The organism is Mycetohabitans rhizoxinica HKI 454 (assembly GCF_000198775.1).
In the GTDB taxonomy this organism is placed as follows: Bacteria; Pseudomonadota; Gammaproteobacteria; order Burkholderiales; family Burkholderiaceae; genus Mycetohabitans; species Mycetohabitans rhizoxinica.
The window spans coordinates 1,226,090-1,252,047 of the sequence record NC_014722.1; the positions used below are offsets into that span (position 1 = coordinate 1,226,090).

At 63.3% G+C, this 25,958-nt stretch carries 22 protein-coding genes; 20 read left to right on the top strand and 2 right to left on the bottom strand.

Translation table 11 applies throughout. The features are described 5' to 3' along the window. Window positions 1–69 precede the first annotated feature (69 nt). Entirely contained in the window at window positions 70–771 is a 702-nt protein-coding gene (locus RBRH_RS05775) for a Bax inhibitor-1/YccA family protein (protein ID WP_013435095.1), read from the bottom strand. Window positions 772–971: 200 nt separating this feature from the next. Here RBRH_RS05775 and ndk point away from each other — a divergent pair, with 200 nt between their 5' ends. The 17 genes from ndk to RBRH_RS05860 all read left to right on the top strand — a co-directional run bounded on the left by ndk (window position 972) and on the right by RBRH_RS05860 (window position 19,631). Continuing rightward, on the top strand, window positions 972–1,397 hold the full coding sequence (ndk, locus tag RBRH_RS05780) for a nucleoside-diphosphate kinase (protein WP_041753412.1): 426 nt from the start codon (window positions 972–974) through the stop codon (window positions 1,395–1,397). A 103-nt stretch (window positions 1,398–1,500) separates the two neighbouring features. Continuing rightward, complete coding sequence (gene rlmN, locus RBRH_RS05785) at window positions 1,501–2,640, top strand: dual-specificity RNA methyltransferase RlmN (RefSeq protein WP_041753414.1); 1,140 nt, start codon at window positions 1,501–1,503, stop codon at window positions 2,638–2,640. A 248-nt stretch (window positions 2,641–2,888) separates the two neighbouring features. Next, on the top strand, window positions 2,889–3,941 hold the full coding sequence (locus RBRH_RS05790) for a helix-turn-helix domain-containing protein (RefSeq protein WP_013435099.1): 1,053 nt from the start codon (window positions 2,889–2,891) through the stop codon (window positions 3,939–3,941). 127 nt (window positions 3,942–4,068) lie between these two features. Next, window positions 4,069–5,436 (top strand): flavodoxin-dependent (E)-4-hydroxy-3-methylbut-2-enyl-diphosphate synthase, encoded by a 1,368-nt coding sequence (gene ispG, locus RBRH_RS05795; RefSeq protein WP_049786370.1) that lies wholly within the window; start codon window positions 4,069–4,071, stop codon window positions 5,434–5,436. After that, window positions 5,433–6,770 carry a histidine--tRNA ligase gene (hisS, locus tag RBRH_RS05800; RefSeq protein ID WP_013435101.1) on the top strand — a complete coding sequence of 446 codons (1,338 nt, stop codon included), beginning with the start codon at window positions 5,433–5,435 and terminating at the stop codon, window positions 6,768–6,770. Before ispG ends, hisS begins: the two co-directional genes overlap by 4 nt. A gap of 23 nt (window positions 6,771–6,793) precedes the next feature. Then, window positions 6,794–7,423: a tetratricopeptide repeat protein gene (locus RBRH_RS05805; protein WP_013435102.1), complete on the top strand. Its 630-nt coding sequence runs from the start codon at window positions 6,794–6,796 to the stop codon at window positions 7,421–7,423. A gap of 50 nt (window positions 7,424–7,473) precedes the next feature. Further along, window positions 7,474–8,616 (top strand): outer membrane protein assembly factor BamB, encoded by a 1,143-nt coding sequence (gene bamB / locus RBRH_RS05810; RefSeq protein ID WP_013435103.1) that lies wholly within the window; start codon window positions 7,474–7,476, stop codon window positions 8,614–8,616. Window positions 8,617–8,687: 71 nt separating this feature from the next. Continuing rightward, a complete protein-coding gene (gene der, locus RBRH_RS05815) occupies window positions 8,688–10,022 on the top strand; it encodes a ribosome biogenesis GTPase Der (RefSeq protein ID WP_013435104.1) in 1,335 nt (444 codons plus the stop codon). A gap of 129 nt (window positions 10,023–10,151) precedes the next feature. Beyond that, the gene (hfq, locus tag RBRH_RS05820; protein ID WP_041754221.1) at window positions 10,152–10,388 is read left to right on the top strand and encodes an RNA chaperone Hfq; all 237 of its coding nucleotides are present in this window, start codon (window positions 10,152–10,154) and stop codon (window positions 10,386–10,388) included. A gap of 67 nt (window positions 10,389–10,455) precedes the next feature. After that, window positions 10,456–11,703 (top strand): GTPase HflX, encoded by a 1,248-nt coding sequence (gene hflX / locus RBRH_RS05825; RefSeq protein WP_013435106.1) that lies wholly within the window; start codon window positions 10,456–10,458, stop codon window positions 11,701–11,703. Between the two features lie 30 nt (window positions 11,704–11,733). After that, window positions 11,734–13,086: an FtsH protease activity modulator HflK gene (hflK, locus tag RBRH_RS05830; RefSeq protein WP_013435107.1), complete on the top strand. Its 1,353-nt coding sequence runs from the start codon at window positions 11,734–11,736 to the stop codon at window positions 13,084–13,086. A 12-nt stretch (window positions 13,087–13,098) separates the two neighbouring features. Beyond that, on the top strand, window positions 13,099–14,016 hold the full coding sequence (gene hflC, locus RBRH_RS05835) for a protease modulator HflC (RefSeq protein ID WP_013435108.1): 918 nt from the start codon (window positions 13,099–13,101) through the stop codon (window positions 14,014–14,016). Between the two features lie 62 nt (window positions 14,017–14,078). After that, window positions 14,079–14,264, top strand: a complete 186-nt coding sequence (locus RBRH_RS05840; RefSeq protein WP_041753417.1) for a DUF2065 domain-containing protein — start codon at window positions 14,079–14,081, stop codon at window positions 14,262–14,264. Window positions 14,265–14,301: 37 nt separating this feature from the next. Beyond that, window positions 14,302–15,450, top strand: a complete 1,149-nt coding sequence (locus RBRH_RS05845) for an ATP phosphoribosyltransferase regulatory subunit (RefSeq protein ID WP_013435110.1) — start codon at window positions 14,302–14,304, stop codon at window positions 15,448–15,450. Between the two features lie 89 nt (window positions 15,451–15,539). Next, entirely contained in the window at window positions 15,540–16,904 is a 1,365-nt protein-coding gene (locus tag RBRH_RS05850) for an adenylosuccinate synthase (protein WP_013435111.1), read from the top strand. A gap of 23 nt (window positions 16,905–16,927) precedes the next feature. Beyond that, entirely contained in the window at window positions 16,928–17,503 is a 576-nt protein-coding gene (locus RBRH_RS05855) for a phosphoribosyltransferase (protein WP_013435112.1), read from the top strand. Window positions 17,504–17,735: 232 nt separating this feature from the next. Beyond that, the gene (locus RBRH_RS05860) at window positions 17,736–19,631 is read left to right on the top strand and encodes a potassium transporter Kup (RefSeq protein WP_041753419.1); all 1,896 of its coding nucleotides are present in this window, start codon (window positions 17,736–17,738) and stop codon (window positions 19,629–19,631) included. A 146-nt stretch (window positions 19,632–19,777) separates the two neighbouring features. Here the strand turns inward: RBRH_RS05860 and RBRH_RS05865 are convergent, their stop codons facing one another. Further along, window positions 19,778–22,114 (bottom strand): Tex family protein, encoded by a 2,337-nt coding sequence (locus RBRH_RS05865; RefSeq protein WP_041753421.1) that lies wholly within the window; start codon window positions 22,112–22,114, stop codon window positions 19,778–19,780. A gap of 92 nt (window positions 22,115–22,206) precedes the next feature. Here RBRH_RS05865 and RBRH_RS05870 point away from each other — a divergent pair, with 92 nt between their 5' ends. The 3 genes from RBRH_RS05870 to RBRH_RS05880 all read left to right on the top strand — a co-directional run bounded on the left by RBRH_RS05870 (window position 22,207) and on the right by RBRH_RS05880 (window position 25,908). Beyond that, a complete protein-coding gene (locus RBRH_RS05870; RefSeq protein WP_013435115.1) occupies window positions 22,207–23,055 on the top strand; it encodes a myosin heavy subunit in 849 nt (282 codons plus the stop codon). A 132-nt stretch (window positions 23,056–23,187) separates the two neighbouring features. Continuing rightward, window positions 23,188–23,403 (top strand): DUF465 domain-containing protein, encoded by a 216-nt coding sequence (locus tag RBRH_RS05875; RefSeq protein WP_041753423.1) that lies wholly within the window; start codon window positions 23,188–23,190, stop codon window positions 23,401–23,403. Between the two features lie 84 nt (window positions 23,404–23,487). Continuing rightward, entirely contained in the window at window positions 23,488–25,908 is a 2,421-nt protein-coding gene (locus RBRH_RS05880) for an ATP-dependent DNA helicase (protein ID WP_083813441.1), read from the top strand. Window positions 25,909–25,958: the final 50 nt, after the last annotated feature.

Genomic DNA, 25,958 nt, shown 5'->3' on the forward strand with positions numbered 1-25,958 from the left:
CGCTAGCTAGCTTGGACGCGCCCCAAGCCCCACGCTTCGTGCGTCGTCGCAGCGTTGGGGCCGCGACAACTAGTTGCGGTTGCCGCCAAAAATACCGAGCAGCGCCAGCAGATGCGTGAACACGTTGTACAGATCCAGGTAGATCATCAGCGTCGCGCTGATATAGTTCGTTTCGCCACCGTTGACCACGCGCTGCACGTCGAACAGCATGTAGGCCGAGAAGATGACGATCGCCAGAACCGACACCGTCAGCATCAATGCCGGCAGGTGCAGGAACACATTCGCGACCGAGGCCAGCAGCAGCACGAGCACGCCGACGAACAACCACTTGCCCAAGCCGGAAAAGTCGCGCTTGCTGACCGTGGCGACTGTCGCCATTGCCGCGAAGATCAGACCGGTGCCACCGAAGGCCAGCATGATCAGCGACGGGCCGTTCGTGAAGCCGAGAATGAAGCTCAGCAGACGCGACAGCATCAGCCCCATGAAGAACGTGAAGCCGAGCAGCACGAACACGCCGACTGCGCTGTGCTTGGTCCGCTCGATCGCGAACATGAAACCGAACGCGATCGCGAGGAAAGCCAGCACGCTCATCATCGGCGACGTGGCGGCGAATAGCGAAAAGCCGGTTGCGACTCCGATCCACGCGCCGAGCACGGTCGGAACCATCGACAGTGCCAGCAGCCAGTACGTGTTGCGCAGTACCTTATTTCGCGTTTCGGCCGACACGATGGTGCCGGTACGCCCAAACCCGTAGGTACGAGAGTCAGCCATGGTTTCTCCTTGCGTTATCTTGACTTGCAGACGGTGCCGGCATCGCCCGCCGCCTCATCGCGGCGGCCCGACGGCCAAGCGACACGTGATGTTAGAGCCTTACAGTGCTGTAAGGGTTCCCTGCCAATGATACACCGGCTCATGCTAGAATGGCAGATTCGATGGACTTCGTAATTTCCTCATTTTCCCGGAGTTTTTTCATGGCGATCGAGCGCACCCTGTCGATTATCAAACCCGATGCTGTCGCAAAGAATGTGATCGGTCAAATCTACAGCCGGTTCGAGCACGCTGGGCTGAAAATCATCGCGGCCCGCATGGTCCATCTGTCGCGCGCGGACGCGGAAAAGTTCTACGCGGTGCATAAGGAGCGGCCTTTCTTCAAGGATTTGGTTGAGTTCATGGCGTCGGGCCCGGTCATGATTCAGGTGCTCGAGGGCGAGAACGCAATCGCAAAAAATCGTGAGCTGATGGGCGCGACCGATCCGAAGAAGGCAGAAAAGGGCACGATTCGTGCCGATTTCGCGGACAGCATCGACGCTAACGCGGTGCATGGCTCCGATGCGCCGGAAACGGCAGCTGTCGAAATCGCCTTCTTCTTTCCGGAAATGAACGTCTACTCGCGCTGAGCAGCGGTAAGCCGGCCGCGCCGGCCAAGCCCGCGTCTGCGGGCACGGGCTGGATGGGCGGTGCGGTGTGCCGCCGCTGCGGGCGCCATCTGAGACGGCAGGCATGACAATGACTGACACGGTCAATCTTCTGGATTTCGATGCTGCGGGCCTCGTTGCGTATTGCGCGAGCCTCGGCGAGAAGCCGTTTCGCGCGCGCCAGTTGCAGCGGTGGATCCATCACGGTGGCGTCAGCGATTTTGACGCGATGACCGATCTCGCGAAATCGCTGCGCGACAAGCTGAAGACCCGCGCATCGATCCGTCATCCCGCGGTGCTGCAGGACCACACGTCCGCGGACGGCACGCGCAAGTGGCTGCTTGACGTGGGCGAAGGCAACGCGGTCGAGACCGTGTATATCCCGGAGCAGGGGCGCGGCACGCTGTGCGTGTCGTCGCAGGCTGGCTGCGCGGTGAACTGTCGCTTCTGCTCGACGGGCAAGCAAGGCTTCTCGCGTAACCTCGGCGTCGGCGAGATCATTGGCCAGCTGTGGATGGCCGAGTTCGCGCTGCGCGCGGCGCGCGGTGGCCTGGCTCCCGGTGAGCGGGTGATCACGAACGTCGTGATGATGGGCATGGGCGAGCCGCTGCTGAATTTCGATGCGGTGGTGCCGGCCATGCGGCTGATGCTTGACGACCACGCGTACGGGTTGTCACGTCGCCGCGTGACGCTGTCTACATCGGGCGTCGTACCGATGATCGATCGGCTGGCGGCCGAATTGCCGGTGGCGCTGGCCGTGTCGTTGCACGCGCCCAACGACGCGTTGCGTGATGAATTGGTGCCGCTGAACCGAAAGTACCCGCTTGCGGAATTGATGGCGGCATGTAACCGGTATTTGCGTGTTGCGCCACGCGATTTCATCACATTTGAGTATTGCATGCTAGACGGTGTCAACGACAGGGACGAGCACGCGCGGCAACTGCTTGCGCTGACGCGCGACGTGCCGTGCAAATTCAACCTGATACCGTTCAATCCGTTTCCGGAGTCCGGGCTGTTGCGCTCCCATCCGGAGCGGATCAAGCAGTTCGCGCAGATCCTAATCGATGCTGGCGTCGTGACGACCGTGCGTAGGACGCGCGGCGACGATATCGATGCGGCCTGCGGGCAGTTGGCCGGCGAGGTCCGCGACCGTACCCGCGTGGCGGAGCGCATGCGGCGCGACGCGCGTACCGGTCTCGCGTCGATCGGGGTGCGCGCGGTATGACGTATGGTGGCGCAGGCAGGACGGGGCAAAAATGGGGACTTGCCTCGGCAGGGCCGGGATGGCGACGATCGTGGCGCGCTGTGTGCGTCGCGGGATTTTGTGCCGTGCGCCGCGGTCATGCACATGATTTGAGTGATGCCGGCGAACGGCGGTTTGCCGGCCTTGCTCCATTTGGGCTCATCGTTTAGGCGAGACCAGCTCGCGGCGGCGCCGCGAGCAATGAAAAGAATTCCAGTGAGGAATTAGGGATGAGTGACCAGCAGCATCCGACACCGCACGACTCGAGCGCCACGGCCAGACGGCCGGATCCAGGCGCCGCGGCGGAGTCCGCGCGGCAGGTCGGTGCGCAGCTCGAAAAGCTGCGCGAGGCCAAAAGATGGTCGATTGAGGATGTGTCCGCGCGGTTGAAAGTCGCGCCGCACAAGTTGCGTGAGTTGGAGTCAGGCGATTACAGCCACCTGCCGGATACGACGTTTGCGATCGGCGTGGTGCGCAGCTATGCGAAGATGCTCGGTGCCGATCCGACGCCGTTGACCAATACGCTGCGACGCACTAGTGGGCCGATCGAGCCCGAACTATCGCTGCCGTCGAACAGTGGCGCGGGATTGCCGCGGGGTCGTGTCGTGATGAATCTGGGAGGCGCTCCCAGGCGTCGGCCATGGGGGTGGATCGTCGCGTTCATGATTGTGCTGGCGGCGGTCATCGCGGTATGGCGCACCGGTGGTGAAGCGGGCGGAGGCTGGATCGCTCGCCTGAAGACCGGTGGCGCAGAGGCAGTTGAGCACGACGGCGCTGCATCGCCGGGCGCCGCGGCGCAGACCGGCAACATGGGTGGCACCGCGCCGGCGGGTGTGCAGCTGGCGTCGGCAACCAGCACGCTGACTGAATTGCCGCGGCCCGCGGCGCTTGATGCGTCGTCGGGCGCGGACACGTTGTCCGCGGCATCGACGGCCGCGGCGCTTGCATCAGCGCCGGCCTCGCCTGCGATCGCGGCCAATGCGGGGCTGGGCGACGCATCGCCGACGCCGGGGGACGCACCGGTGCTGGCCGACGGCGAGGCAGCAGTAATGATCAAGGTGTCGCAGGACAGTTGGTTCAGTGTGCGGCAGCGTGATGGCAAGCCGTTATTTTCCGGCTTGCTGCGCGCGGGGGACGAGAAGCGTGTACAAGGCATTGCGCCGTTTCGCGTGACCGTGGGCAACAAGGCCGGCATCGAGGCGATGGCACTCGACGGCAAGCCGATTCCGTCCGCGAAATACGATGGCGCGCAGGGCAACGTTGCGCGCTTCAGTCTGCCGTAACTGCCGTAACGAAGGATGGGATGGGCGTGGCAAGGCCAGTGACGGCCAGCCCCGTGCGGTCGTGGGTCTGTCGCAGCGCGGGCGCGGTGCTCGCTAGGATCAGGGTGTCATGCAATCGGATAATTCGATGCAATCTAATATTCTGTTTGAATCCGGTGGTGCGCCGGTAGCAAGCCGGGTCGCGTCGGATGAACCCGTATTCGGCGGCTCTGCGCCAAGGCGTCGCACGCATGCGGTTACAGTGCGTTGGCAGGGCCATACGGTGACGATCGGCGGTGGCGCGCCGGTGCGCGTGCAGTCGATGACGAACACCGATACTGCGGATCCAATCGGTACTGCGATCCAGATTAAGGAGCTTGCGCAGGCCGGCTCCGAGTTGGTGCGCATCACAGTCAACACGCCCGAAGCGGCGGCTGCGGTGCCGGCGATCCGTGAGCAGCTCGACCGCATGGGTGTGAATGTGCCGCTGGTCGGCGACTTTCACTACAACGGCCATCTGCTGCTGCGCGATTATCCGGATTGCGCGCAGGCGCTGTCGAAGTACCGAATCAACCCGGGAAATGTCGGTCAGGGCGCCAAGCGCGGCACGCAATTCGCGCAGATGATCGAGGCGGCGATCCGCCATGACAAGCCGGTGCGCATCGGCGTGAATTGGGGAAGCCTGGACCAGGACCTGCTTGCGCGGATGATGGACGAGAATGCGCAGCGTACGACGCCATGGGACGCGCAAAGCGTGATGTACGAGGCGCTGATCCAGTCCGCGATCGGCTCGGCCGAACGTGCTGTCGAGCTTGGCTTAGGGCGCGACCGCATCGTGCTTTCGTGCAAGGTCAGCGGCGTGCAGGACCTGATCGCGGTCTACCAGGCGTTGTCGCTGCGCTGTGGCTTTGCGCTGCACCTGGGGCTGACCGAGGCGGGCATGGGTTCGAAGGGTATTGTCGCGTCGAGCGCTGCGCTGTCGGTGCTGCTGCAGCAGGGTATCGGCGACACGATTCGGGTCTCGCTGACGCCGGAGCCGGGCGCTTCGCGCACCGGTGAGGTCGTCGTTGCCCAGGAGATTTTGCAGACGATGGGGCTGCGCTCGTTCACGCCGATGGTGATTGCGTGTCCGGGTTGCGGCCGCACGACGAGCACCGTGTTCCAAGAGCTGGCGTCGCGAATTCAGGACTATCTGCGCGCGCAGATGCCGGTGTGGCGCAAGCAGTATCCGGGCGTGGAGACGATGAATGTCGCAGTGATGGGCTGTATCGTCAATGGTCCCGGCGAGTCCAAGCACGCGAATATCGGCATCAGCCTGCCGGGAACCGGCGAGAATCCAGCCGCGCCTGTGTTCATCGACGGCGTGAAGACGACCACGCTGCGCGGCGCGCGCATCGCGGAGGAGTTTCAAGATATCGTCAACGACTATGTCCAGCGCACCTATGGCGCGACGGCGGCGAGTGGCGTGGCGTGCGAAGCACAGTCCCCAGCCCGGATTATCATTGAATCGACATGACAGAACAGAAACGTAAGCTAGAGAAGTTGACTGGCGTCAAGGGAATGAATGACATCCTGCCGCGCGACGCCGGTCTGTGGGAGTTTTTCGAGAGCACGGTCAAATCGATGCTGCGCGCCTACGGATACCAGAACATCCGTACGCCGATCGTCGAGCATACGTCATTGTTTACCCGTGGTATCGGCGAAGTGACCGATATTGTCGAGAAGGAAATGTACAGCTTCGTCGATTCGCTGAACGGCGAGCAATTGACGATGCGTCCAGAGAACACCGCCGCCGTGGTGCGTGCGGCGATTGAGCACAACCTGCTGTACGACGGCCCAAAGCGGCTCTGGTATATCGGACCGATGTTCCGCCACGAGCGGCCACAGCGCGGTCGCTACCGGCAGTTTCACCAGGTCGGCGTCGAGGCGCTCGGTTTTGCGGGTCCGGATGCCGATGCGGAGATCATCCTGATGTGTCAACGGCTCTGGGATGATCTGGGCCTCACGGGCATCCGGCTCGAGATCAATTCGCTCGGGCAGGCGCAGGAGCGCGCCGCTCACCGCAACGAGTTGATTGCATACCTGGAGCGGCACGTCGAGTTGCTCGACGATGATGCGAAGCGCCGGCTGTATACGAATCCGTTGCGCGTGCTCGACACGAAGAATCCCGCGATGCAGGACATTGCGACGCATGCGCCGAAGCTGATCGACTTTCTCGGGGACGCGTCGCTCGCGCATTTCGAAGGCGTGCAACGGTTGCTGAGCGCGAACCACATCCCATTTACGATCAACCCCCGGCTCGTGCGGGGGCTGGATTACTACAACCTGACGGTGTTCGAGTGGGTGACCGACAAGCTCGGCGCGCAAGGTACGGTTGCCGGCGGCGGCCGCTATGACCCGCTGATCGAGCAGCTCGGTGGCAAGCCGGCGCCGGCTTGCGGCTGGGCCCTGGGCGTCGAGCGTATTTTGGAACTGCTGCGCGAGGATCAACTGGTGCCGTCTGACGACGGCTGCGACGTGTACGTCGTGCACCAGGGCGACGCGGCGCGCGAGCGTGCGTTCGTGATCGCCGAGCGGCTGCGCGACACGGGGCTGGATGTGATCCTGCACTGCAGCGCCGACGGCGCCCCGGCGAGTTTCAAGTCGCAGATGAAGCGTGCCGATGCGAGCGGTGCCGCGTATGCGGTGATTCTCGGCGACGACGAGGTCCAGCGAGACGAAGTGTCGATCAAGGCGTTGCGTGGCGATCCGGCGGGCGCGGATGGCGTGCAGCAACGGGTGCCGGCCGAACACTTGACCGAATTCCTGATCGATGCGATGGTTGCACCCGCCGACGAAGGCGATGAATGAATGACCAGGCGAGTATCCACTAGATGAGCTACCACCACGAACAAGAAACCCTTGATAACCTGCAGGCCTGGTGGGCAAAGTGGGGCAATGTGCTGACCGGGGTCGTGCTCGCCGCGCTGCTGGCCGGGGCCGCCTATAACGGTTGGAACTGGTGGCAGCGGCGCCAGGCGGCGCAGGCCGCGGTGTTCTATGACACGGTCCAGCAGGCGGTGGCCTCGGGAGACAAGGCGCAGATCGCGCGCGTTGCGGCGGACATGGAAGCGCGCTTTGGTGGCACCGCGTATGCACCGCTTAGCGCGCTGGCGGCAGCCAAGGCGTTGTATGCGGCTGCAGACGTGGCCGGCGCGAAAGGGCAGTTGCAGTGGGTTATCGACCAAGCACGTGGCGACGCGTTCAAGGCGGTCGCGAGGTTGCGGCTCGCTGCGCTGTTGATCGACGAAAAGGCTTATGACGCGGGCTTGAAGCTGTTGTCCGACCCGCCGCCGCAGGCGTTCGGCGGTCTGTACGCGGATCGCCGCGGTGACCTGCTGGCTGCGCAGGGCAAGCGTGATGAGGCGCGCGCCGCGTACCAGACCGCGCTGGCGGCGCTCGAGCACGGTGAGTCGTCCGTGCGTCAGCTGATCCAGTTCAAGCTCGATGCGCTCGGTGGCTAAAGCCCCGTGCAGTTCGATTTCCGATTGATTCGTCAATGCGTCACTGATCCATGAATTTTGTTTTCCGCTACGTCCGGCCGCTCGCGTGCCTGCTTTCGCTGACTGTGCTGGCCGCGTGTTCATCCACAAAGGATGGGCGTGGCGTGCCGACCGAACTGACCCCGATCAAGACCGTGCTCGAGGTGCGCGAGGCATGGAAGGCCAGCGTGGGTAAGTCCGGACGCTACCTGTTCGCCCCCGCCGCCGTCGGCGATTATGTGTACGCGGCTGGCGCGAACGGCTCCGTGGTCAAGATCGATGCAACCAATGGCAAGGAGGTCTGGCGCACGAAGGTGGGCGCGGACCTGTCGGCCGGTGTCGGCAGCGACGGTACGCTGACCGCGGTCGGCACACTCAAGGGTGACGTGTTCGTGCTCGACGGCGATGGCAAGGTGCTGTGGAAGGCGAATGCATCCGGTGAGATCGTCACGCCGCCGGCAGTGGGCCAGGGCTTCGTGCTGGTGCGCACGATCGACGGGCGTATCACAGCATACAATGCGCACACCGGCGAGCAGAAATGGGTCTACGTGAACCGCGCGGTGCCGCTGAACCTGCGGACTGTGGCCGGCATGACGTTCGCCGGCGACAGTGCGGTGCTGGCGGGGTTCCCGGGCGGCTCGCTTGCCGCGATCAATTTGCAAAGCGGCGATGCGTACTGGCAAACGCCGGTCTCGTATCCGCGCGGTGTCACCGAAGTCGAGCGGATCAACGATGTGGCCGGCGCGCCGACGCTGGTCGGCTCGCAGACCTGTGCGGTGACGTTCCAGGGCCGGATCGGTTGCTTTGACGTGTTGAGCGGACGCGCGCTGTGGGAGCAGCCGTTCTCCAGTTATGGCGGATTGGCGCAGGACGATCGTGCTGTGGCGTCGACAAACGACTGGTCGGTCGTGTCGCTGTACGATTCGATGACCGGCAAGCCCCTGTGGCAAAACACGCAGTTGAAGAGCCGCGACGTCAGTGCACCGGCGATCGTCGGCCGCGCGGTGGTGGTCGGTGACTATAAGGGGTTTGTGCACTTTCTATCGCGTGATACCGGTGAATTTGTCGCACGGACGAGGACGGGGGGCGCGATCACCGCGCAACCGGTCGTTGCCGGCAACACGTTGGTGGTGCAGAGCCGCAACGGCGATCTGTACGGTTTCCGGCCGCAATAGGCCGGCCGCATCGCGTACGCGCGCCGCCGGCCGCTGCCGGACGGCGCGCGTGCGTTTTTGGAAAAAGCAACATGAAGCCCGTAATCGCCCTTGTTGGGCGCCCTAATGTGGGGAAATCCACGCTGTTCAACCGGTTGACGCGCTCGCGCGATGCGCTTGTCGCGGATCTGCCCGGGCTTACGCGCGACCGCCATTATGGCGAGGGCCGCGTCGGCGAGCGGCCGTACCTGGTCGTCGATACGGGTGGCTTCGAACCGGTCGCCAAGGACGGCATTCTGCATGAGATGGCTCGGCAGACGCGTCAGGCGGTCGAGGAGGCCGACGTGGTCGTGTTCGTCGTCGATGGCCGCAACGGCCTCGCGCCGCAGGACAAGACGATCGCCGACTATCTGCGCAAGACGGGCCGCCCGATCTTCCTGGTCGTCAACAAAGCCGAGGGCATGAAGTACAGCGCGGTGGCCGCGGACTTCTATGAACTTGGCCTAGGCGATCCACGCGCAATCTCCGCCGCGCACGGCGACGGTGTCAGCGAGATGATTGGACAGGCGCTCGCCGTCGCCTATGCGGATCGTGCGCCGCACGATGAAGCGCACGCGGGCCACGGCGTGAAAATCGCCATCGTCGGCCGGCCCAATGTTGGTAAGTCGACTTTGGTCAATGCGTTGCTCGGCGAGGAGCGCGTCATTGCGTTCGATCTGCCCGGCACGACGCGCGATTCGATTTACATCGACTTCGAGCGCCAGGGCCGCCCGTATACGCTGATCGACACGGCCGGGCTGCGCAAGCGCGGCAAGGTGTTCGAGGCGGTCGAGAAGTTCTCGGTGGTCAAGACGCTGCAATCGATCGCCGACGCCAACGTGGTGATCCTGCTGCTCGACGCGCGGCAGGATATCTCGGAACAGGACGCGCATATTGCCGGCTTTGTCGTCGAGCAGGGCCGCGCGCTCGTGATTGGCGTGAACAAATGGGACGGCCTGGATGAGCACGTGCGCGAGCGCACCAAGGCCGACTTGGCGCGCAAGCTCAAATTCCTCGACTTCGCGAAGTCACATTACATTTCGGCGGCGGAAAAGACGGGGATTGGTGCGCTGTTGCGCTCGGTGGATGCCGCCTATGCGGCCGCAATGGCCAAGCTGCCGACGCCGAAGCTCACGCGGGCGCTGATCGACGCCGTGCAGTTCCAGCAGCCGCGGCGCCGCGGTCCGGTCCGCCCAAAGTTGCGTTATGCGCACCAAGGGGGGCAGAATCCGCCGATCATCGTGATCCACGGCAATGCGTTGGATGCGATCACTGATACGTATAAACGTTACCTCGAAGGCCGGTTTCGCGAAACTTTTGGTCTCACCGGCACTCCATTGCGCATAGAGTTTCGTTCGAGCCGGAACCCTTATGCGGACAAAGACTGAATGTGCGGCGATGGTCCGGCCGGCAACTTTACGGCCTCGAAAATTCGGCTATAGTGTAGCAATTGGCGGCGTTTCCTTTTTCTCGTCGCCGATATGATTAATTTGCAAAAAACAACCTCGGAGTTTGCTATGAGCAACAAAGGGCAACTGTTACAAGACCCGTTTTTGAACGCATTGCGCAAGGAGCATGTGCCGGTGTCGATTTATCTCGTCAACGGTATCAAGCTGCAAGGCAATATCGAATCGTTCGACCAATATGTGGTGTTGCTCCGCAATACTGTTACGCAAATGGTGTACAAGCACGCGATCTCAACCGTCGTGCCCGCACGCCCGGTGAACTTCCATCCCGATTCGGAAGGCTCGTGATCCGATTGTCCGGCGGGCGCAGCCAGCCGGCCTGGCGCCTGTCTTCCACTCTAACTGTTTCATCAATTTGATCAACGCAGCGCTTGTCAGCATAGATTTCGGAAAGATCGATTTTCAGGCCAGTCTTGAAGAGTTGAGCCTGCTCGCCACCAGTGCCGGGGCTCACCCGGTGCTGACACTGACGGGCCGGCGCTCGAGCCCGGATGCCGCGCACTTTATCGGCAGCGGCAAGGTCGAGGAGCTTCGACTCGGCGCACAGGCTAACGACGTCGATATTGTCATTTTCAACCACGCATTGTCGCCCGCACAGCAGCGTAACCTGGAGCATGAGCTTGAGCGGCGTGTTGTCGATCGCACCAGTCTGATTCTCGATATCTTCGCGCAACGCGCGCGCAGCCATGAAGGCAAGCTGCAGGTGGAGCTGGCGCAGCTGCAATATCTGTCCACGCGCTTGGTTCGAGCGTGGACCCACCTGGAGCGGCAAAAAGGCGGGATCGGCTTGCGCGGCCCAGGCGAGACGCAGCTGGAAACTGACCGGCGGCTGATTGGCGAGCGCATCAAGATGTTGCGCGGCAAGCTGCGCAAGCTGCAGCGCCAGCATGGCACGCAGCGTCGGCAGCGCGAGCGCAATCGCACGCTGTCGGTGTCGTTGGTTGGCTATACGAACGCTGGCAAGTCAACGTTGTTCAACGCGCTGACCAAGGCGCAAGCCTATGCGGCTGACCAGTTGTTCGCGACACTGGATACGACGTCGCGCCGCGTCTATCTCGGCGAAGCGGGCAATGTCGTGGTTTCCGACACGGTCGGCTTTATCCGAGACTTGCCGCACCAACTGGTCGCGGCGTTTCGCGCCACGCTGGAGGAAACCGTGCATGCGGACCTGCTGCTGCATATCGTCGATGCCGCCAGCGCGGTGCGCGCGGATCAGATCGAGCAGGTCAACGACGTGCTGCGCGAGATCGGCGCGGCATCGATCCCGCAGATTCTCGTGTTCAACAAGATCGACCAGGTGCCTGAGTTGGCGAGCCGGGCCGATCGGGTTGAAAGGAACGAGTATGGTAATATCACGCGCGTTTTTCTGAGTGCGCGAACCGGGCAGGGACTCGACGCGTTGCGCGACGCGGTGGCCGAGGTGGCGCTCGGTGCGCAGGCGTTCAAGCGGGATCCGGACGGCATGGGCGCCGACGATCACGGCCCGCGTTGCGACGCCGAGGGTTCGCACTCGGACGAGGCCGGGGCGACGGCCGGCGCCAATGCATCCGACGACGAGCGCGTTCGCCAAGCGAGCCGCAGTGTCCACCAACAGCGTATCTGACAACTGCATTCTGCAATAACCGGCTGTGACATGGTGAACGACAAGAATATCCGAAGTACGTGGCAGCGCGCGCGTGCTGTCTTTTCAATCAATGATCCGCGCTGGGGCCGGGGCCAGGGGGGCAACGATGCGTCCCGGCGTCCGCAGGATCAGCGCAACGGTGGCAAGGACGGCCAGGAAGGTCCGCCCGACCTGGACGAGTTGTGGCGCGACTTCAATCGCCGGATTAACCGGCTGTTCGGTCGCAAGGGTGGTGGCGACGGCGGCAGCCCAGGCCCGGCGAACCTAGGTAACGGCCGCGGCGGGCATCTGGGCCTGGGGGTTGTCGTCGGCGTGCTGGTTGCGATCTACTTGGCCAGTGGCGTCTATATCGTGCAGGAAGGGCAGGCCGGTGTCGTGCTGCAGTTCGGCAAGTACAAGTACACGACCGGCGCGGGGATCCAGTGGCGGCTGCCGTATCCGTTCCAGAGCAATGAGATTGTCAACATGTCGCAGGTGCGCTCGGTCGAGATCGGCCGCGACAACATGATCCGCTCGACGAACCTGAAGGATATGTCGATGCTGACCAAGGACGAGAACATCATCGACGTGCGTTTTGCGGTCCAGTATCGCGTGAAGGATCCGGCCGCGTTCCTGTTCCACAACGTCGACGCGGAAGGCACGGTGACGCAGGCCGCCGAGACCGCAGTGCGCGAGATCGTCGGCAAGAACACAATGGACTATGTACTGTATGAGGGACGCGAGCAGGTCGCGCTGCAATTGTCGCAGCAGATCCAGCGGATCCTGGACCAGTACAAGACGGGCATTATCGTGAGCAGCGTGACGATGCAGAGCGTGCAGCCGCCGCAGCAGGTGCAATCCGCTTTCGACGACGCAGTGAAAGCCGGGCAGGATCGCGAGCGCGCGAAGAACGAGGCGCTGGCCTATGCGAACAACGTGGTGCCGCTCGCGCAGGGCACTGCCGCGCGGATGGTAGCGGACGCGCACGGCTATCGCGCGCGCGTGGTGGCCCAGGCCGAGGGTGACGCCGCACGCTTCAAGCAAGTGCAAGCCGAGTACGCGAAGGCGCCGGCTGTCACACGCGAACGAATGTACCTGGACACGATGCAACAAGTCTACTCAAACGCAACGAAGGTGATCGTGGACAGCAAAGCCAGCAGCAATCTGCTGTACCTGCCGCTGGACAAGGTATTGGCGCAGCATCGCGCGCACGCGCAAGGGGGCGCGAGCCCGAGTGCGCCGGACAACGGCGCGCAGGGTGGGGCGTCGCCGGCCGGCGGGCCAGCCGTGCCAGCGCAAGCGATGCCGGGTGCGTCTGTCGGCGGCGACGTGAGTCGTTCCCGGGACTTGTTTCGTCGTCGCGGCCGCGACGACGGTCAATAAGAGGGGCAGACTATGAATCGAATCATCGCCCTCGTCGTTGCCGTGCTCGTCGTGTTGTTCGTCGGCTCCTCGATGATCTTTGTCGTCGACCAGCGCAAGTACGCGATCGTGTTCGCGTTCGGCGAGGTCAAGCAGATCATCTCGGCGCCCGGCCTACACTTGAAGGCGCCGCCGCCGTTCCAAAACGTGATCTATATGGACAAGCGCATCCAGACGATCGACAACCCGGAAGCGGACCGCTACATCACTGCGGAAAAGAAGAATCTGCTGGTTGACCTGTTCGTCAAATGGCGGATTGTCGATCCGCGCAAGTTCTACATCAGTTTCCGCGGCGACGCGTCACTCGCGCAGGACCGGTTGACCCAAGTCATCCGCGCGGCGCTGAACGAGGAGTTCACCAAACGCACGGTCTCGGAGGTGGTCTCCAACGAGCGCGAGGTCGTGATGCAGGCGGTGCGCAAGAAGGTCGAGCGCGACGCATCGAACCTGGGCATCGACATCGTCGACGTGCGGCTGCGCCGCGTCGATTTGCTCGAGAACATCAGCGAATCGGTCTACCAGCGGATGAAGGCGGAGCGCCAGCAAGTCGCCAACGAGCAGCGCTCGACGGGTGCCGCCGAGGCCGAACGCATTCGTGCCGATGCGGACAAGCAGCGTGAAGTGGTGATCGCCGAAGCGTATAAGCAGGCGCAGGAGATCAAAGGGGACGGCGATGCCAAGGCTGCCGCGATCTATGCGAACGCATTCGGCCGGGACCCGCAATTCTATGCGTTCTACCAGAGCCTGGAGGCCTATCGGCGCAGCATTGGCAACGGGGATATCGTGGTCGCGGATCCGAACAGCGAATTCTTCCGCTTCATGAAAAATCCCGCCGGCGCGGCGGTGGGCGGCGCTGCGGCCACGCCTGCCGCGCCGGGTCGCAGACACTAGACGCACGAGCGCCGCGCGGGCATGCGGCGTGTGTGCCCGCGCGAAAAAAAAGAAGCAGGCCCATGGCCGCCACACTCTTGCTCGCCATTGCGCTGATGCTAATCATCGAAGGGATTTTCCCATTCGTGTCGCCGGCGCGGTGGCTGGATACGTTTCGTAAAATAACGCAACTGCCGCCGGCACAGGTGCGGCTCGGCGGGTTGATGGCAATCGGTTTTGGGTTGCTCCTGCTGATGCTGGCGGCCTGATCGCGCTGCGCTGCGTCGCGCCACTGGACTTAAGCTGATGCCGACCTGGTTATTGCCTGAGAATATCGCCGACGTGTTGCCCGCCGAGGCACGTAAGCTTGAGGAATTGCGTCGCGTGCTGCTCGACCGTTTCCGTTCGTATGGCTACGAGATGGTCATGCCGCCGCTGCTCGAATACCTCGAGTCATTGCTGACGGGCAGCGGTAGCGACCTAGCGTTGCGCACATTTAAGCTGGTCGACCAGTTATCCGGCCACACGCTGGGGCTGCGCGCGGACATCACGCCGCAGGTATCGCGTATCGACGCACACTTGCTGAATCGGCAGGGCGTCACGCGGCTGTGCTATGCGGGGCACGTGTTGCACACGCGTCCCCGTGGCCTGCATGCGACGCGTGAGCAGATCCAGATTGGAGCCGAAATCTACGGGTATGCAGGCTTGGAGGCGGATGTCGAAATCCAGCAGCTGATGCTCGATAGCCTGCGGCTCGCCGGTCTCGGGCCGGTGCGACTGGACCTGTGCCATGCGGGCGTGCTGGCCGCGCTGCTGGACGCCGACGAGCGCGCGGCCGGGCTAGGCCCCGCGCTGTACGCGGCGCTGGCCGGCAAGGATGTGCCCCGGCTGGATGAGCTTACGCGTGACCTGGCGAAGCCGGTGCGCGACGCGCTGCTCGCGTTGCCAATGCTGTACGGCGACGCGTCAGTGATCGACGAGGCGCGCGCGCAACTTCCTGCATGGCCTGCGCTCACGCGCGCGCTCGATGAGCTTGCGTTTCTTGCCGCGCAGATTGGCGATGCGCACGTGGCGATCGACCTAGCCGACTTGCGTGGCTACGCGTATCACAGCGGCGTGATGTTTTGCGCGTATGTCGATGGCGTGCCGAACGCCGTGGCGCGCGGCGGGCGCTATGATCATGTTGGCCACGCGTACGGGCGTGCGCGGGCGGCGACCGGGTTTTCGCTGGACTTGCGCGAGGTGGCGCGGATTTCGCCGCGGCAGGCACGCTCCAGTGCCATTCTGGCGCCGTGGAATCACGACGCGGCGTTGCGGGCCACCGTAGCGGCGTTGCGCGATAGCGGTGAGACGGTGATTCAGGCGTTGCCCGGCCACGAGCATACGCTGGACGAATTCGCCTGCGACCGCGTGCTCGTGCAGCGGGGCGACGCGTGGACCGTCGAGCCGCGCTGAAGACGGTGCATATGCCGGCTGCCTAAAAAAACGGCAGTCGTGTGCACGAACCTAGGTAGAATACGTTTTTAACCAGCTCAAGTAACACCATGTCCGCCAGCGTAGCTCAATCAGGTCAAGCGGCAACCCAGTCCGGACGCAACGTCGTCGTGGTCGGCACCCAGTGGGGTGACGAAGGAAAGGGCAAGATCGTCGACTGGCTCACCGATCATTCCCAAGGCGTCGTGCGCTTTCAAGGCGGGCACAACGCGGGCCATACGCTGATCATCGGCGGCAAAAAAACCATCTTGCGGTTGATTCCATCGGGCATCATGCGCGATGGCGTCGCATGCTATATCGGTAACGGCGTCGTGCTGTCGCCGGAAGCGCTGTTCAAGGAGATCGGCGAGCTTGAGGATGCCGGCGTCGATGTGCGTAACCGGTTGTTTATCTCCGAGGCGGCCACGCTGATTCTGCCGTATCACATTGCGATCGATCTGGCGCGCGAGGCACGGCGTGGCGCTGGCAAGATCGGCACCACCGGCCGCGGCATCGGGCCGGCGTACGAGGACAAGGTTGGCCGGCGCGCGTTGCGCGTGCACGACTTGTTCGACGCGGCCACATTCGCGGACCGATTGCGCGAGAACCTCGATTTCCATAATTTCGTGCTCACGCAATACTTGGGTGCGCAGGCAGTCGATTTTCAGCAAACGCTGGATGCGATGCTCGGCTACGCGGACCGGCTCGCGCCGATGATCACCGATGTGTCGCGGCGGCTGTATGACGAGAACAACGCCGGGCGCAACCTGCTGTTCGAAGGCGCGCAAGGCACATTACTGGACATCGACCATGGTACGTATCCGTTCGTCACGTCGAGCAATTGCGTCGCGGGTGCAGCGGCGGCCGGCGCCGGCATTGGCCCGCACAAGCTTAACTACGTCCTTGGGATCACAAAGGCCTATTGCACACGCGTGGGCGCCGGACCGTTCCCGAGCGAACTGTATGACGTGGACAATCCGCAACGCCAGGACCCGGTCGGCTTGACGCTGGCCAACGTCGGCAAGGAATTCGGCTCGGTGACGGGCCGCCCGCGCCGCACCGGCTGGCTCGATGCAGCCGCGCTCAAGCGCTCGATTCAGATCAACGGCGTGACGGGATTGTGCATCACGAAGCTGGACGTGCTTGACGGGCTCGATGAGGTGCGGTTGTGCACCGGCTACAGGATCGATGGCCAGGACGTCGACATTCTGCCGCGCGGCGCAACGCAAGTGAGCCGCTGCGAACCCGTGTACGAGACGTTCCCCGGCTGGAAGGTAAGCACGATCGGCATCAACGCGTGGGATGCGCTGCCCGCCAATGCGCGCGCGTATCTGACGCGACTGCAGCAAGTGGCCGGCGTGCCAATCGATATGGTGTCGACCGGTCCGGATCGTGACGAGACGATTTTGCTGCGCCATCCGTTTAAGGCTGGGTAATACTGCGCGATTCCGATATTCCTATGATGAAAGAACTGAGTTCGGACCCGCGCAATGACGACCAGCACCTGTGGATCGGCTGGGACGATTATCATCGGCTGGTCGAGCGGCTTGCGTTGATGGTGCACGAGTCGGGCTGGAAGTTCGACAAGATTCTGTGCCTGGCGCGTGGCGGGTTGCGTGTCGGCGACCAGTTGTCGCGGATCTATGATCTGCCGTTGGCCATTCTCGCCACGAGCTCGTATCGCGAGGCTGCGGGCACGCAGCAGGGCGATCTCGATATCGCGCAGTACATCACGATGACGCGCGGCGAGTTGTCTGGCAATGTGTTGCTGGTTGACGATCTCGTCGATTCGGGCGTCACGTTGGCGCGCGTGCAGGAGCATTTGAAGGAGCGGTATCCGGCCATTACGGCGGTGCGCTCGGCGGTACTGTGGTACAAGGCATGCTCGAAGGTGAAGCCGGATTACTTCGTCCAGCACCTGCCGACCAATCCGTGGATCCATCAGCCGTTTGAGGAATGGGACACGGTGCGTCCGCACAACCTGGCCGCGTGGATCAAGCGCGGCACCGGCGGTACCGCGCCGGCAAGCGCGTGATTCGCGCCAGGTGGCGGTATCGGCAATGGACGAACATAAGGCGGCTGCTTCTGGCAGCCGCTTTTTTATCGGCGAGAGACGCGGCGTGCGGTCTGTCCCGTAGTCAATCGCAATCGTAATCGGAACGGCGCCGCAAGCTTCCGTGGTGCGGCAACAGCATCGCGGGCGCGGGCTTACTCCGTGAACCTGCATGGATAGAATATCGCCTCGTTTTCGCGACACGACGCCCGACATGACGAATGCTCTCCACGGTCATCCGATCCGTACCCAACCGTTGCCCGCCTTGACTGTGGCCGCAATCGGCGTCGTGTTCGGCGATATCGGCACCAGTCCGCTGTATGCGCTGAAGGAGGCTTTCAGTCCGCAGCACGGTATCGCGTTGACGCCGGAGGGCATTCTCGGCGTGATCTCGTTGCTATTCTGGGCGATTGTCATCGTGGTGTCGTTGAAATACGTGCTTTTCGTGATGCGGGCCGACAACGATGGCGAGGGCGGCGTGCTCGCGCTGATGGCGCTCGCGTTGCGCGGGTTTGCGCGCGATGGCAAGTGGATCGGCGTGCTAATGGCCTTCGGCATCTTTGGCGCCTGCATGTTCTATGGCGACGCGGTGATCACGCCGGCGATCTCGGTGATGTCCGCGGTCGAGGGGTTGGAAATCGCCGCGCCATCGCTCGCGCGTTATGTGCTGCCGATCACGCTGCTAATCCTGATCGCACTGTTCATGCTGCAGAAGCATGGCACCGAGGTCGTGGGGCGGCTGTTCGGGCCAGTGATGATCGTCTGGTTCGTCACGCTTGCGCTGCTGGGCCTGTACCATATCGCCACCGCGCCTCGTGTAATCGCGGCGCTCAATCCATGGTATGCGATACGCTTCATGCACGACCATGCGGTGCAGGCGTATCATGTGCTCGGCTCGGTATTCCTCGTGCTCACCGGCGCCGAGGCGCTGTATGCGGATATGGGACACTTCGGCGCGAAACCGATTCGCGTCGCGTGGTATGGAATGGTGATGCCCGCGCTGGTGCTGAATTACTTCGGACAGGGTGCGTTGTTGCTCAGCGATCCGAGCGCGATCCAGAATCCATTCTATCTGCTCGCGCCGGACTGGGCGCTGCTGCCGCTGGTGGTGCTCGCCACGGCGGCCACCGTGATCGCGTCGCAGGCGGTAATCTCCGGCGCATTCTCGCTAACCAGCCAAGCGATCCAGCTTGGCTATGTGCCGCGGATGAAGATCCAGCACACGTCCGCGAGCGCGATTGGGCAGATTTACATCCCGATCGTGAACTGGTTGCTGCTGTTTGTGATCCTTATTATTGTGCTGGGTTTCAAGAGTTCAGACAATCTTGCGGCGGCCTACGGGATCGCGGTCACCACGACCATGGTAATCACGACGATACTCGCGTGTGTCGTGATGGTGCGCGTTTGGAACTGGAACAAGCTGTGGGTGGCCACGATTATCCTGGGCTTCATCACGGTTGACCTGTCGTTCTTCGGTGCGAACCTGCTGAAGCTGCGCGAAGGCGGCTGGCTGCCGTTGCTGATCGGCGCATTCCTATTCTTCCTGCTGATCACCTGGTACAAGGGCCGGCAGATTGTTAAGGAACGTACCGCGGCCGATGGTATTCCGCTAATGCCGTTCCTGCAGGGGTTGCTTGCCCATCCGCCGCATCGCGTGTCAGGCTCGGCCATTTATCTGACTGGCAACGAGACGCTGGTGCCAGTCAGCTTGCTGCATAACCTCAAGCACAACAAGGTGTTGCACGAGCGCACGATCTTCATGACGTTCATCACGCTGGACATCCCGTATGTCGATGACCATCGGCGCATCGACACCAAGGAGCTTGGCGGCGGGCTATATCGGGTGCGCGTGACGTACGGCTTCAACGAGACACCGGACTTGAATGGCGTGCTTAAGCTGCTCGAGCAACAGGAAAACATGTCGTTCGATTTGATGGACACGTCGTTCTTCCTCGCGCGGGAAACCGTCGTGCCGACGCAATTGCCGGGCATGTCGGTGTGGCGCGAGCGGATTTTCGCCTGGATGCACCAGAACGCCGCGAAGCCTACCGACTTTTTCAGCATCCCGGCCAATCGGGTCGTCGAGCTGGGCACAAAAATCGAGATTTAGTTGGCCTGCTGCCGCGTGGTATTACCTGCCGCTGTGCTTTAGCGGCCGCGTGGTGCAGAACACGTCGCTGCAGCCGCCGGCGGTGTAAGGGTGAAGGGTGAAGGGTGAAGGCAGCGGCCGGGCAGATAAACCGGCCGCTGCATCCGTTAGCGCAGCTTGAGCTTGGCGAGCGCGGCTGCCATCGCGCCTTGCGGTTCTGTCTCCCGGGTCCGTTCGCCGCGGCCCTGACCGCCGCGCCCACCGGCATCCCGGTCACGCGCTGCCGTGCTGCCCGCCCCGGCTCCGCCTGCCGCGGCGTCGTCTGACAGGCGCATTGTCAGCGAGATGCGCTGCCGCTTTAGGTCTACCTCGAGCACCTTGACGGTGACGACCTGGCCTGCCTTGACGACCTCGTGCGGGTCCTTCACGAACTTCGTCGACATCGCGGACACGTGCACGAGCCCGTCCTGGTGTACGCCGATATCGATGAACGCGCCGAATGCCGCGACGTTGGTCACGACCCCTTCGAGAATCATCCCGGGCGACAGGTCGGCGAGCGTCTCGACGCCTTCGCGGAACGTCGCAGTCTTGAACTCGGGCCGTGGATCGCGCCCCGGCTTTTCAAGCTCGCCCAGGATGTCACGCACGGTAGGCAGGCCAAAGCGTTCATCGACGAACTCGGCTGCGCACAGCTTCGCCAGCACGTCACGGTTGCCCATCACATCAGACACCGACTTGTTGATCTTCGCGAGGATGCGCTCGACCACCGGATAGGCCTCGGGGTGCACTGCCGAGCGGTCCAATGGATTCTCACCATGGTTGATGCGCAGGAAGCCGGCCGCCTGCTCGAAGGTCTTGTCGCCCAGGCGCGGCACCTTTTTCAAGTGCTCTCGGGACGGAAATGGCCCATGGGTGTCGCGATACTCGACGATGTTGCGTGCGAGTGTCGCGTTCAGGCCAGATACCCGGGCAAGCAGCGCAATCGATGCGGTGTTCGCGTCAACACCCACTGCGTTGACGCAATCCTCGACGACCGCATCCAGCGTGCGTGCCAGTTCCCGCTGGTTGACGTCATGTTGGTACTGGCCCACACCGATCGCCTTTGGCTCGATCTTCACCAGCTCGGCGAGCGGATCCTGCAGGCGGCGCGCGATCGAAACCGCGCCGCGCAACGATACGTCCAATTCGGGAAATTCCTTCGCCGCCAGCTCCGACGCCGAGTACACCGACGCGCCCGCCTCGGAGACGACGATCTTTTGCAGCTTCAGTTCGGGATGTCGGGCGATGAGCTCGCTGGCCAGCTTGTCGGTTTCACGCGATGCGGTACCGTTGCCGATGCTGATCAGCTCGGCCTGCGTCGCTTGGGCGAGCCGCGCGAGCCGGGCCAGCGACCCGTCCCAATCGCGGCGCGGTTCATGCGGATAAATCGTATCGGTGGCCAGCAGCTTGCCAGTGCGATCGACTACCGCCACCTTGACGCCGGTGCGCAGTCCCGGGTCCAATCCGATCACCGCCCTGGGGCCAGCCGGCGCGGCCAGCAATAAGTCTTTTAAGTTCCGTGCGAACACATTGATCGCTTCGTGCTCGGCGCGCTCGCGCAACTGGGTCAGCAGGTCGTTTTCCAAATGCGGTTGCACTTTCACGCGCCAGCACCAGCGACACACGTCGCCGAGCCACTTGTCGGCCGGCCGCCCTTGATTGGCAATGCCGAAGTGGCGCGCAATCATCGCTTCGCCAGGATGCGGCACTTGTGCATCAAGCTCCTCGCCCAAGCCGAGCTTAACGAACAGCACGCCGGCATTGCGGCCCCGGAACAGCGCGAGCGCGCGGTGCGATGGCACCGTCTTGATCGTCTCCGCGTAATCGTAGTAATCGCGGAATTTCTCGCCTTCCTCTTTTTCCTTGCCCTCGACGACAGTGGAGATCACTACGCCCTGATTCCACAGGTAGTTGCGCAGTCGGCCCAGTAACTCGGCTGTCTCGCCGAACTGCTCGGACAGGATGTCGCGCGCGCCGTCCAGCGCCGCCTTGATGTCGGCAACGCCTTTGTCGGCATTGACGAAATGGGCGGCCTGCGCGTGTGGATCGCGCGTCGGATCCGCGAGCAACGCATCCGCCAGAGGCTGCAGCCCCGCCTCGCGCGCGATTTGCGCACGTGTGCGACGCTTGGGTTTGTACGGCAGGTAAAGATCTTCGAGCGCCTGTTTCATGTCGGCGGCTAGGATCGCGGTGCGCAACGTATCAGTCAGCTTGCCCTGCTCGTCAATGCTTTGCAGGATCGCCGCGCGACGATCCTCGAGCTCGCGCAGGTACAGTAGCCGCTCCTCGAGCAAGCGCAGTTGCGTGTCGTCCAAGTTGCCGGTGACTTCTTTGCGGTAGCGCGCGATGAACGGGACGGTTGATCCTTCGTCGAGCAGTTGTACGGTAGCGGCGACCTGCCGCGGCTGGACAGTCAATTCGGTGGCGATGCGCTGTACGATCTTTAGGGCTACGTTGTCCGTCATGGGTGAGGCTTGTGCAGGTTCGAGCCGGGCATTTTGCCATAAGCGCGATGCGGGCCGGGCGTGACACAAGATCGCGATGATAGAATGGCGACATGCATGACCGCCTACCGATGTCCTCTCCTGCCCCGTACCAGCGCGTTCGCGAATCGATGCCGCCCAGCGGATCCCTATCTTCCCGAGCGCACCGTCGCACGGTGGCGATAACCCATACTGCACGACGCAAGCGGGCGTGGCCGCTGGTTGGATGGCTGCTTGCGTGTGTCGCCAGCGTTGTGCCGGCTGCGCCGTTGTATGCGCAGGCTGCGGATTGGGACGGCGCCGATGGGCGAGCGCGAGATGCATCATCGTTCGGTGCCCGACAGGCGCAGCTCGATCGCCGCAGCGAGTTAAACCGCTACGAGTATGGTGTCGCAAAGCACAACTGCTACAGCGCTATCCTGGTCAACCATTGTCTGGAGAAGGCGCGCAACCGAATGATTGCGAACAAAATGCGGATTCGCGACGAGCAAAATGCGCTCGACAACGAGCGCCGGGCCGTGCATGCGCGACAACGCGACGAGCAAGCCGCGCTCAAGCGCGAGGCGTACGCGCGCGAGGCGCCTCAACGCGCGGCGCGTGAGCGCGAGAACGAGCAGTCGTACGACGAGAAACAGCGCCAGCATGCGATCAATGAGGCGCGACGTACCGCGCAAGCGCCACAGCGCGAGGCGAGCCAGCGCGCGTACGATCAAAAGCAGGCCGACTACCAACGCAAGCTCGAGCAGGCGCGGCGGCAGGCCGCCCAGGATGCGCAGCAGCGGGCAGACAACGTGCGCAAGTTCGAGCAAAAGCAGCAGCGTGCGGTGCAGCATGCGCGGGACGTACGCGAGCGCCAAGCCCGAAAGCAGGGCGCTTCCACACCGGGCGCGGCGTCGGCAGCCTCCGGCATGGGCGGACAGTAGGGCCGCAGCCCCAGCTTGCGGACAAATGCCCAAGCTCTGCGCTAACCGCAGTAGAATCATGGTAAAGCGACCTCATATCGGGGACCGGCGCCGCAGGTGCGACGGCTTCCGATCGATCGGGAGGAAAAGGGCATGCAGCATGCATATGACGCTGACACGGTGGCAATCCAGGGCCAGATTGCTCGACTTCAGGATGAGCATCATGACTTGGACTGCCTAGTCAACCGGGTGGCTGACGTGCCCGGCATGAGTGACCTCGAGTTGCAGCGGTTAAAAAAGCGCAAGTTGAAGGTCAAGGACACGATTACGCTGTTGCAGTTGCAGCTGAGGCCCGATACCCATAATTGATGCAGCGCGGCGGTTCCCGCCGCGTTCGCGCGACACGCCGGTAGGCGGCGCGCGCTGGCACGGCGCCACACCGACTTTGCAGGGATTGCCGCATTGACATCCACGCCTGAATTGCGTCCGCGCGAACCGGATAGTTCGCCGTCGGTCGATGGCGCGTCGGCCGCGCCGACGCTGACCCCAGATGGACTCGCCGTTGCGCCGCGCCGGCTCGCCGAACTTGACGCGATCTTCGCCGCGGGCGGTGTGTTAGCCCATCATATCGATGGCTATCGGCCGCGCGACGCGCAGTTGCGCATGGCGCAAGCGGTCGCGGCGGCGATCGATGCAACGGGGCGCATGCCGGATGCCGGCGCGCTCGCGCTGGCCCATACCGAACGTCCATCGCGGCGGCTCACCGCGCAGCGCAGTGAGCCGCGCGGTGAGTCGGATGCCGCGACCGCCGGCGACGCGGATGCGACGGCGGGCGACAATACGCTGATCGTCGAGGCCGGCACCGGCACCGGTAAGACCTTCGCGTATCTAGTGCCCGCGATGCTGTGGGGTGGCAAAGTGATCGTGTCCACCGGCACCAAGCATTTACAGGACCAGTTGTTCCAGCGCGATATCCCGACGGTGCGCGACGCGCTCGCGGTCCCCGTATCGATCGCGATGCTCAAGGGGCGCGCGAACTATCTGTGTCACTATTACCTCACGCGCACCGCCGATAATGGCCGGTTGCCATCGCGGCAGGATGCCGCGCATTTGCAGGAAATCGTGCGCTTCGCGAAGGTCACGCGCAGCGGTGACAAGGCCGAGTTGGCTAGCGTGCCGGAAAACGCGCCAGTGTGGTCACTGGTGACGTCTACACGCGACAATTGCCTGTCGCAGGAGTGTCCGCATTACAAGGACTGCTTTGTGATGCAGGCGCGTCGCGATGCGCAGCAGGCTGATCTCGTGGTTGTCAATCACCACCTGTTTTTTGCTGACATCATGCTGCGCGACACCGGCATGGCCGAGTTGCTGCCCAGCGCGAACACGATCATCTTCGACGAGGCGCACCAACTGCCCGAGACCGCGACACTGTTCTTCGGTGACACGCTGTCGACCGCGCAACTGCTCGAACTGGCCCGCGACAGCGTCGCCGAAGGCTTGCTCAACGCGCGTGATGCAGTCGAATGGACGCGGCTTGGCGCGACGCTGGAGCGCGCCGCGCGCGATGTTAGGCTCGCGTTTAACCAGGATTCGCTACGCATCTCGCAGTCGCAACTTGGCAACGAGCATCCGCTGTTCGACGCGCTCGTCGGCGTTGAAGCGGCGCTTGACGAATTGATCACGGCGCTTGTGCAGCAGGCCGAGCGCGCGGAGCCGCTGGCCAACTGCCTGCGCCGTGCCCGAGAACTACGGCAGATGCTCGATGGCTGGTGCGGGCCGGACAATGCGCCGGCGCAAGCTGCGTCATCCGCAGGCTCGCGGCGGGGCGGGCCATCGGTCGCCGTGCGGCAGCGCGGCGACGTCGCATCGGCATCAAAATCTGCGCCGACATCGACATCGACATCGGCGTCTGCGTCTGCATCAGGATCCGCTTCGGGATCGGTGCAGCCCGATGACGCAAGCCAGTTCGGCGACGAGAGGGTGCGCTGGGTGGAGGTATTTTCTCACACGGTACAATTGCATCAGACACCGTTGTCTGTCGCGCCGATATTCGCGAAGCAACGCGGGGGCGCGCCTCGCGCGTGGATTTTCACGTCCGCGACGTTGTCCGTGCGGGGCGATTTTAACCACTACGCCACGCAAATGGGTCTAAACGCGCGTCGCTCGATGACATTGCCCAGCCCGTTCGACTATCCCAATCAGGCATTACTGTACGTGCCGCGCAATTTGCCGCAACCGTCATCGCCCTATTTCACCGACGCGGTGTTCGACGCCGCGCTGCCGGCGATCGAGGCGTCCGGTGGCGGCGTGTTCGTGCTATGCACGACACTGCGGGCGGTCGATCGGATGGCCGCGCGATTGCGCGACGCGATCCTTGCGCGGGGATGGCCGTATCCGTTGCTGGTGCAAGGCGAGGCTAGTCGCACCGAGCTGCTGGACCGTTTCCGTCAATACGGCAACGCGATCCTGGTGGGCAGCCAGAGCTTTTGGGAGGGCGTGGACGTACGCGGCGACGCGTTGTCGCTGGTGGTCATCGACAAGCTGCCGTTTGCGCCGCCCGACGACCCGGTGCTAGCCGCGCGGCTGGACGCATTGACGCGCAAGGGGCTGAGTCCGTTCGCGGTACACCAGTTGCCGCAGGCCGTAATCACGCTGAAGCAGGGCGCTGGCAGGCTAATCCGTGCCGAAACCGATCGCGGTGTGCTGATGATCTGCGATCCGCGCCTGGTCGATAAGCCGTACGGCAAGCGCATTTGGCAAAGCCTACCCCCGTTCCGCCGCACTCGTGAGATCGATGCAGTGCGGACCTTTTTTACCGGCTCGGTGACAGCGGATCCGCTCGTTGATGCACACTCAGTGTCCCAGTTGGCGTGACGGTCACAGGCATCGAGTAGACATGAAAAAGCCCGGCATCAGCCGGGCGA

What these genes read in the sequence shown, in the direction of transcription:
- RBRH_RS05775 (WP_013435095.1), bottom strand. Translation starts at nt 771, where the DNA reads ATGGCTGACTCTCGTACCTACGGGTTTGGGCGTACCGGCACCATCGTG.
- ndk (WP_041753412.1), top strand. Translation starts at nt 972, where the DNA reads ATGGCGATCGAGCGCACCCTGTCGATTATCAAACCCGATGCTGTCGCA.
- rlmN (WP_041753414.1), top strand. Translation starts at nt 1,501, where the DNA reads ATGACAATGACTGACACGGTCAATCTTCTGGATTTCGATGCTGCGGGC.
- RBRH_RS05790 (WP_013435099.1), top strand. Translation starts at nt 2,889, where the DNA reads ATGAGTGACCAGCAGCATCCGACACCGCACGACTCGAGCGCCACGGCC.
- ispG (WP_049786370.1), top strand. Translation starts at nt 4,069, where the DNA reads ATGCAATCTAATATTCTGTTTGAATCCGGTGGTGCGCCGGTAGCAAGC.
- hisS (WP_013435101.1), top strand. Translation starts at nt 5,433, where the DNA reads ATGACAGAACAGAAACGTAAGCTAGAGAAGTTGACTGGCGTCAAGGGA.
- RBRH_RS05805 (WP_013435102.1), top strand. Translation starts at nt 6,794, where the DNA reads ATGAGCTACCACCACGAACAAGAAACCCTTGATAACCTGCAGGCCTGG.
- bamB (WP_013435103.1), top strand. Translation starts at nt 7,474, where the DNA reads ATGAATTTTGTTTTCCGCTACGTCCGGCCGCTCGCGTGCCTGCTTTCG.
- der (WP_013435104.1), top strand. Translation starts at nt 8,688, where the DNA reads ATGAAGCCCGTAATCGCCCTTGTTGGGCGCCCTAATGTGGGGAAATCC.
- hfq (WP_041754221.1), top strand. Translation starts at nt 10,152, where the DNA reads ATGAGCAACAAAGGGCAACTGTTACAAGACCCGTTTTTGAACGCATTG.
- hflK (WP_013435107.1), top strand. Translation starts at nt 11,734, where the DNA reads ATGGTGAACGACAAGAATATCCGAAGTACGTGGCAGCGCGCGCGTGCT.
- hflC (WP_013435108.1), top strand. Translation starts at nt 13,099, where the DNA reads ATGAATCGAATCATCGCCCTCGTCGTTGCCGTGCTCGTCGTGTTGTTC.
- RBRH_RS05840 (WP_041753417.1), top strand. Translation starts at nt 14,079, where the DNA reads ATGGCCGCCACACTCTTGCTCGCCATTGCGCTGATGCTAATCATCGAA.
- RBRH_RS05845 (WP_013435110.1), top strand. Translation starts at nt 14,302, where the DNA reads ATGCCGACCTGGTTATTGCCTGAGAATATCGCCGACGTGTTGCCCGCC.
- RBRH_RS05850 (WP_013435111.1), top strand. Translation starts at nt 15,540, where the DNA reads ATGTCCGCCAGCGTAGCTCAATCAGGTCAAGCGGCAACCCAGTCCGGA.
- RBRH_RS05855 (WP_013435112.1), top strand. Translation starts at nt 16,928, where the DNA reads ATGATGAAAGAACTGAGTTCGGACCCGCGCAATGACGACCAGCACCTG.
- RBRH_RS05860 (WP_041753419.1), top strand. Translation starts at nt 17,736, where the DNA reads ATGACGAATGCTCTCCACGGTCATCCGATCCGTACCCAACCGTTGCCC.
- RBRH_RS05865 (WP_041753421.1), bottom strand. Translation starts at nt 22,114, where the DNA reads ATGACGGACAACGTAGCCCTAAAGATCGTACAGCGCATCGCCACCGAA.
- RBRH_RS05870 (WP_013435115.1), top strand. Translation starts at nt 22,207, where the DNA reads ATGCATGACCGCCTACCGATGTCCTCTCCTGCCCCGTACCAGCGCGTT.
- RBRH_RS05875 (WP_041753423.1), top strand. Translation starts at nt 23,188, where the DNA reads ATGCAGCATGCATATGACGCTGACACGGTGGCAATCCAGGGCCAGATT.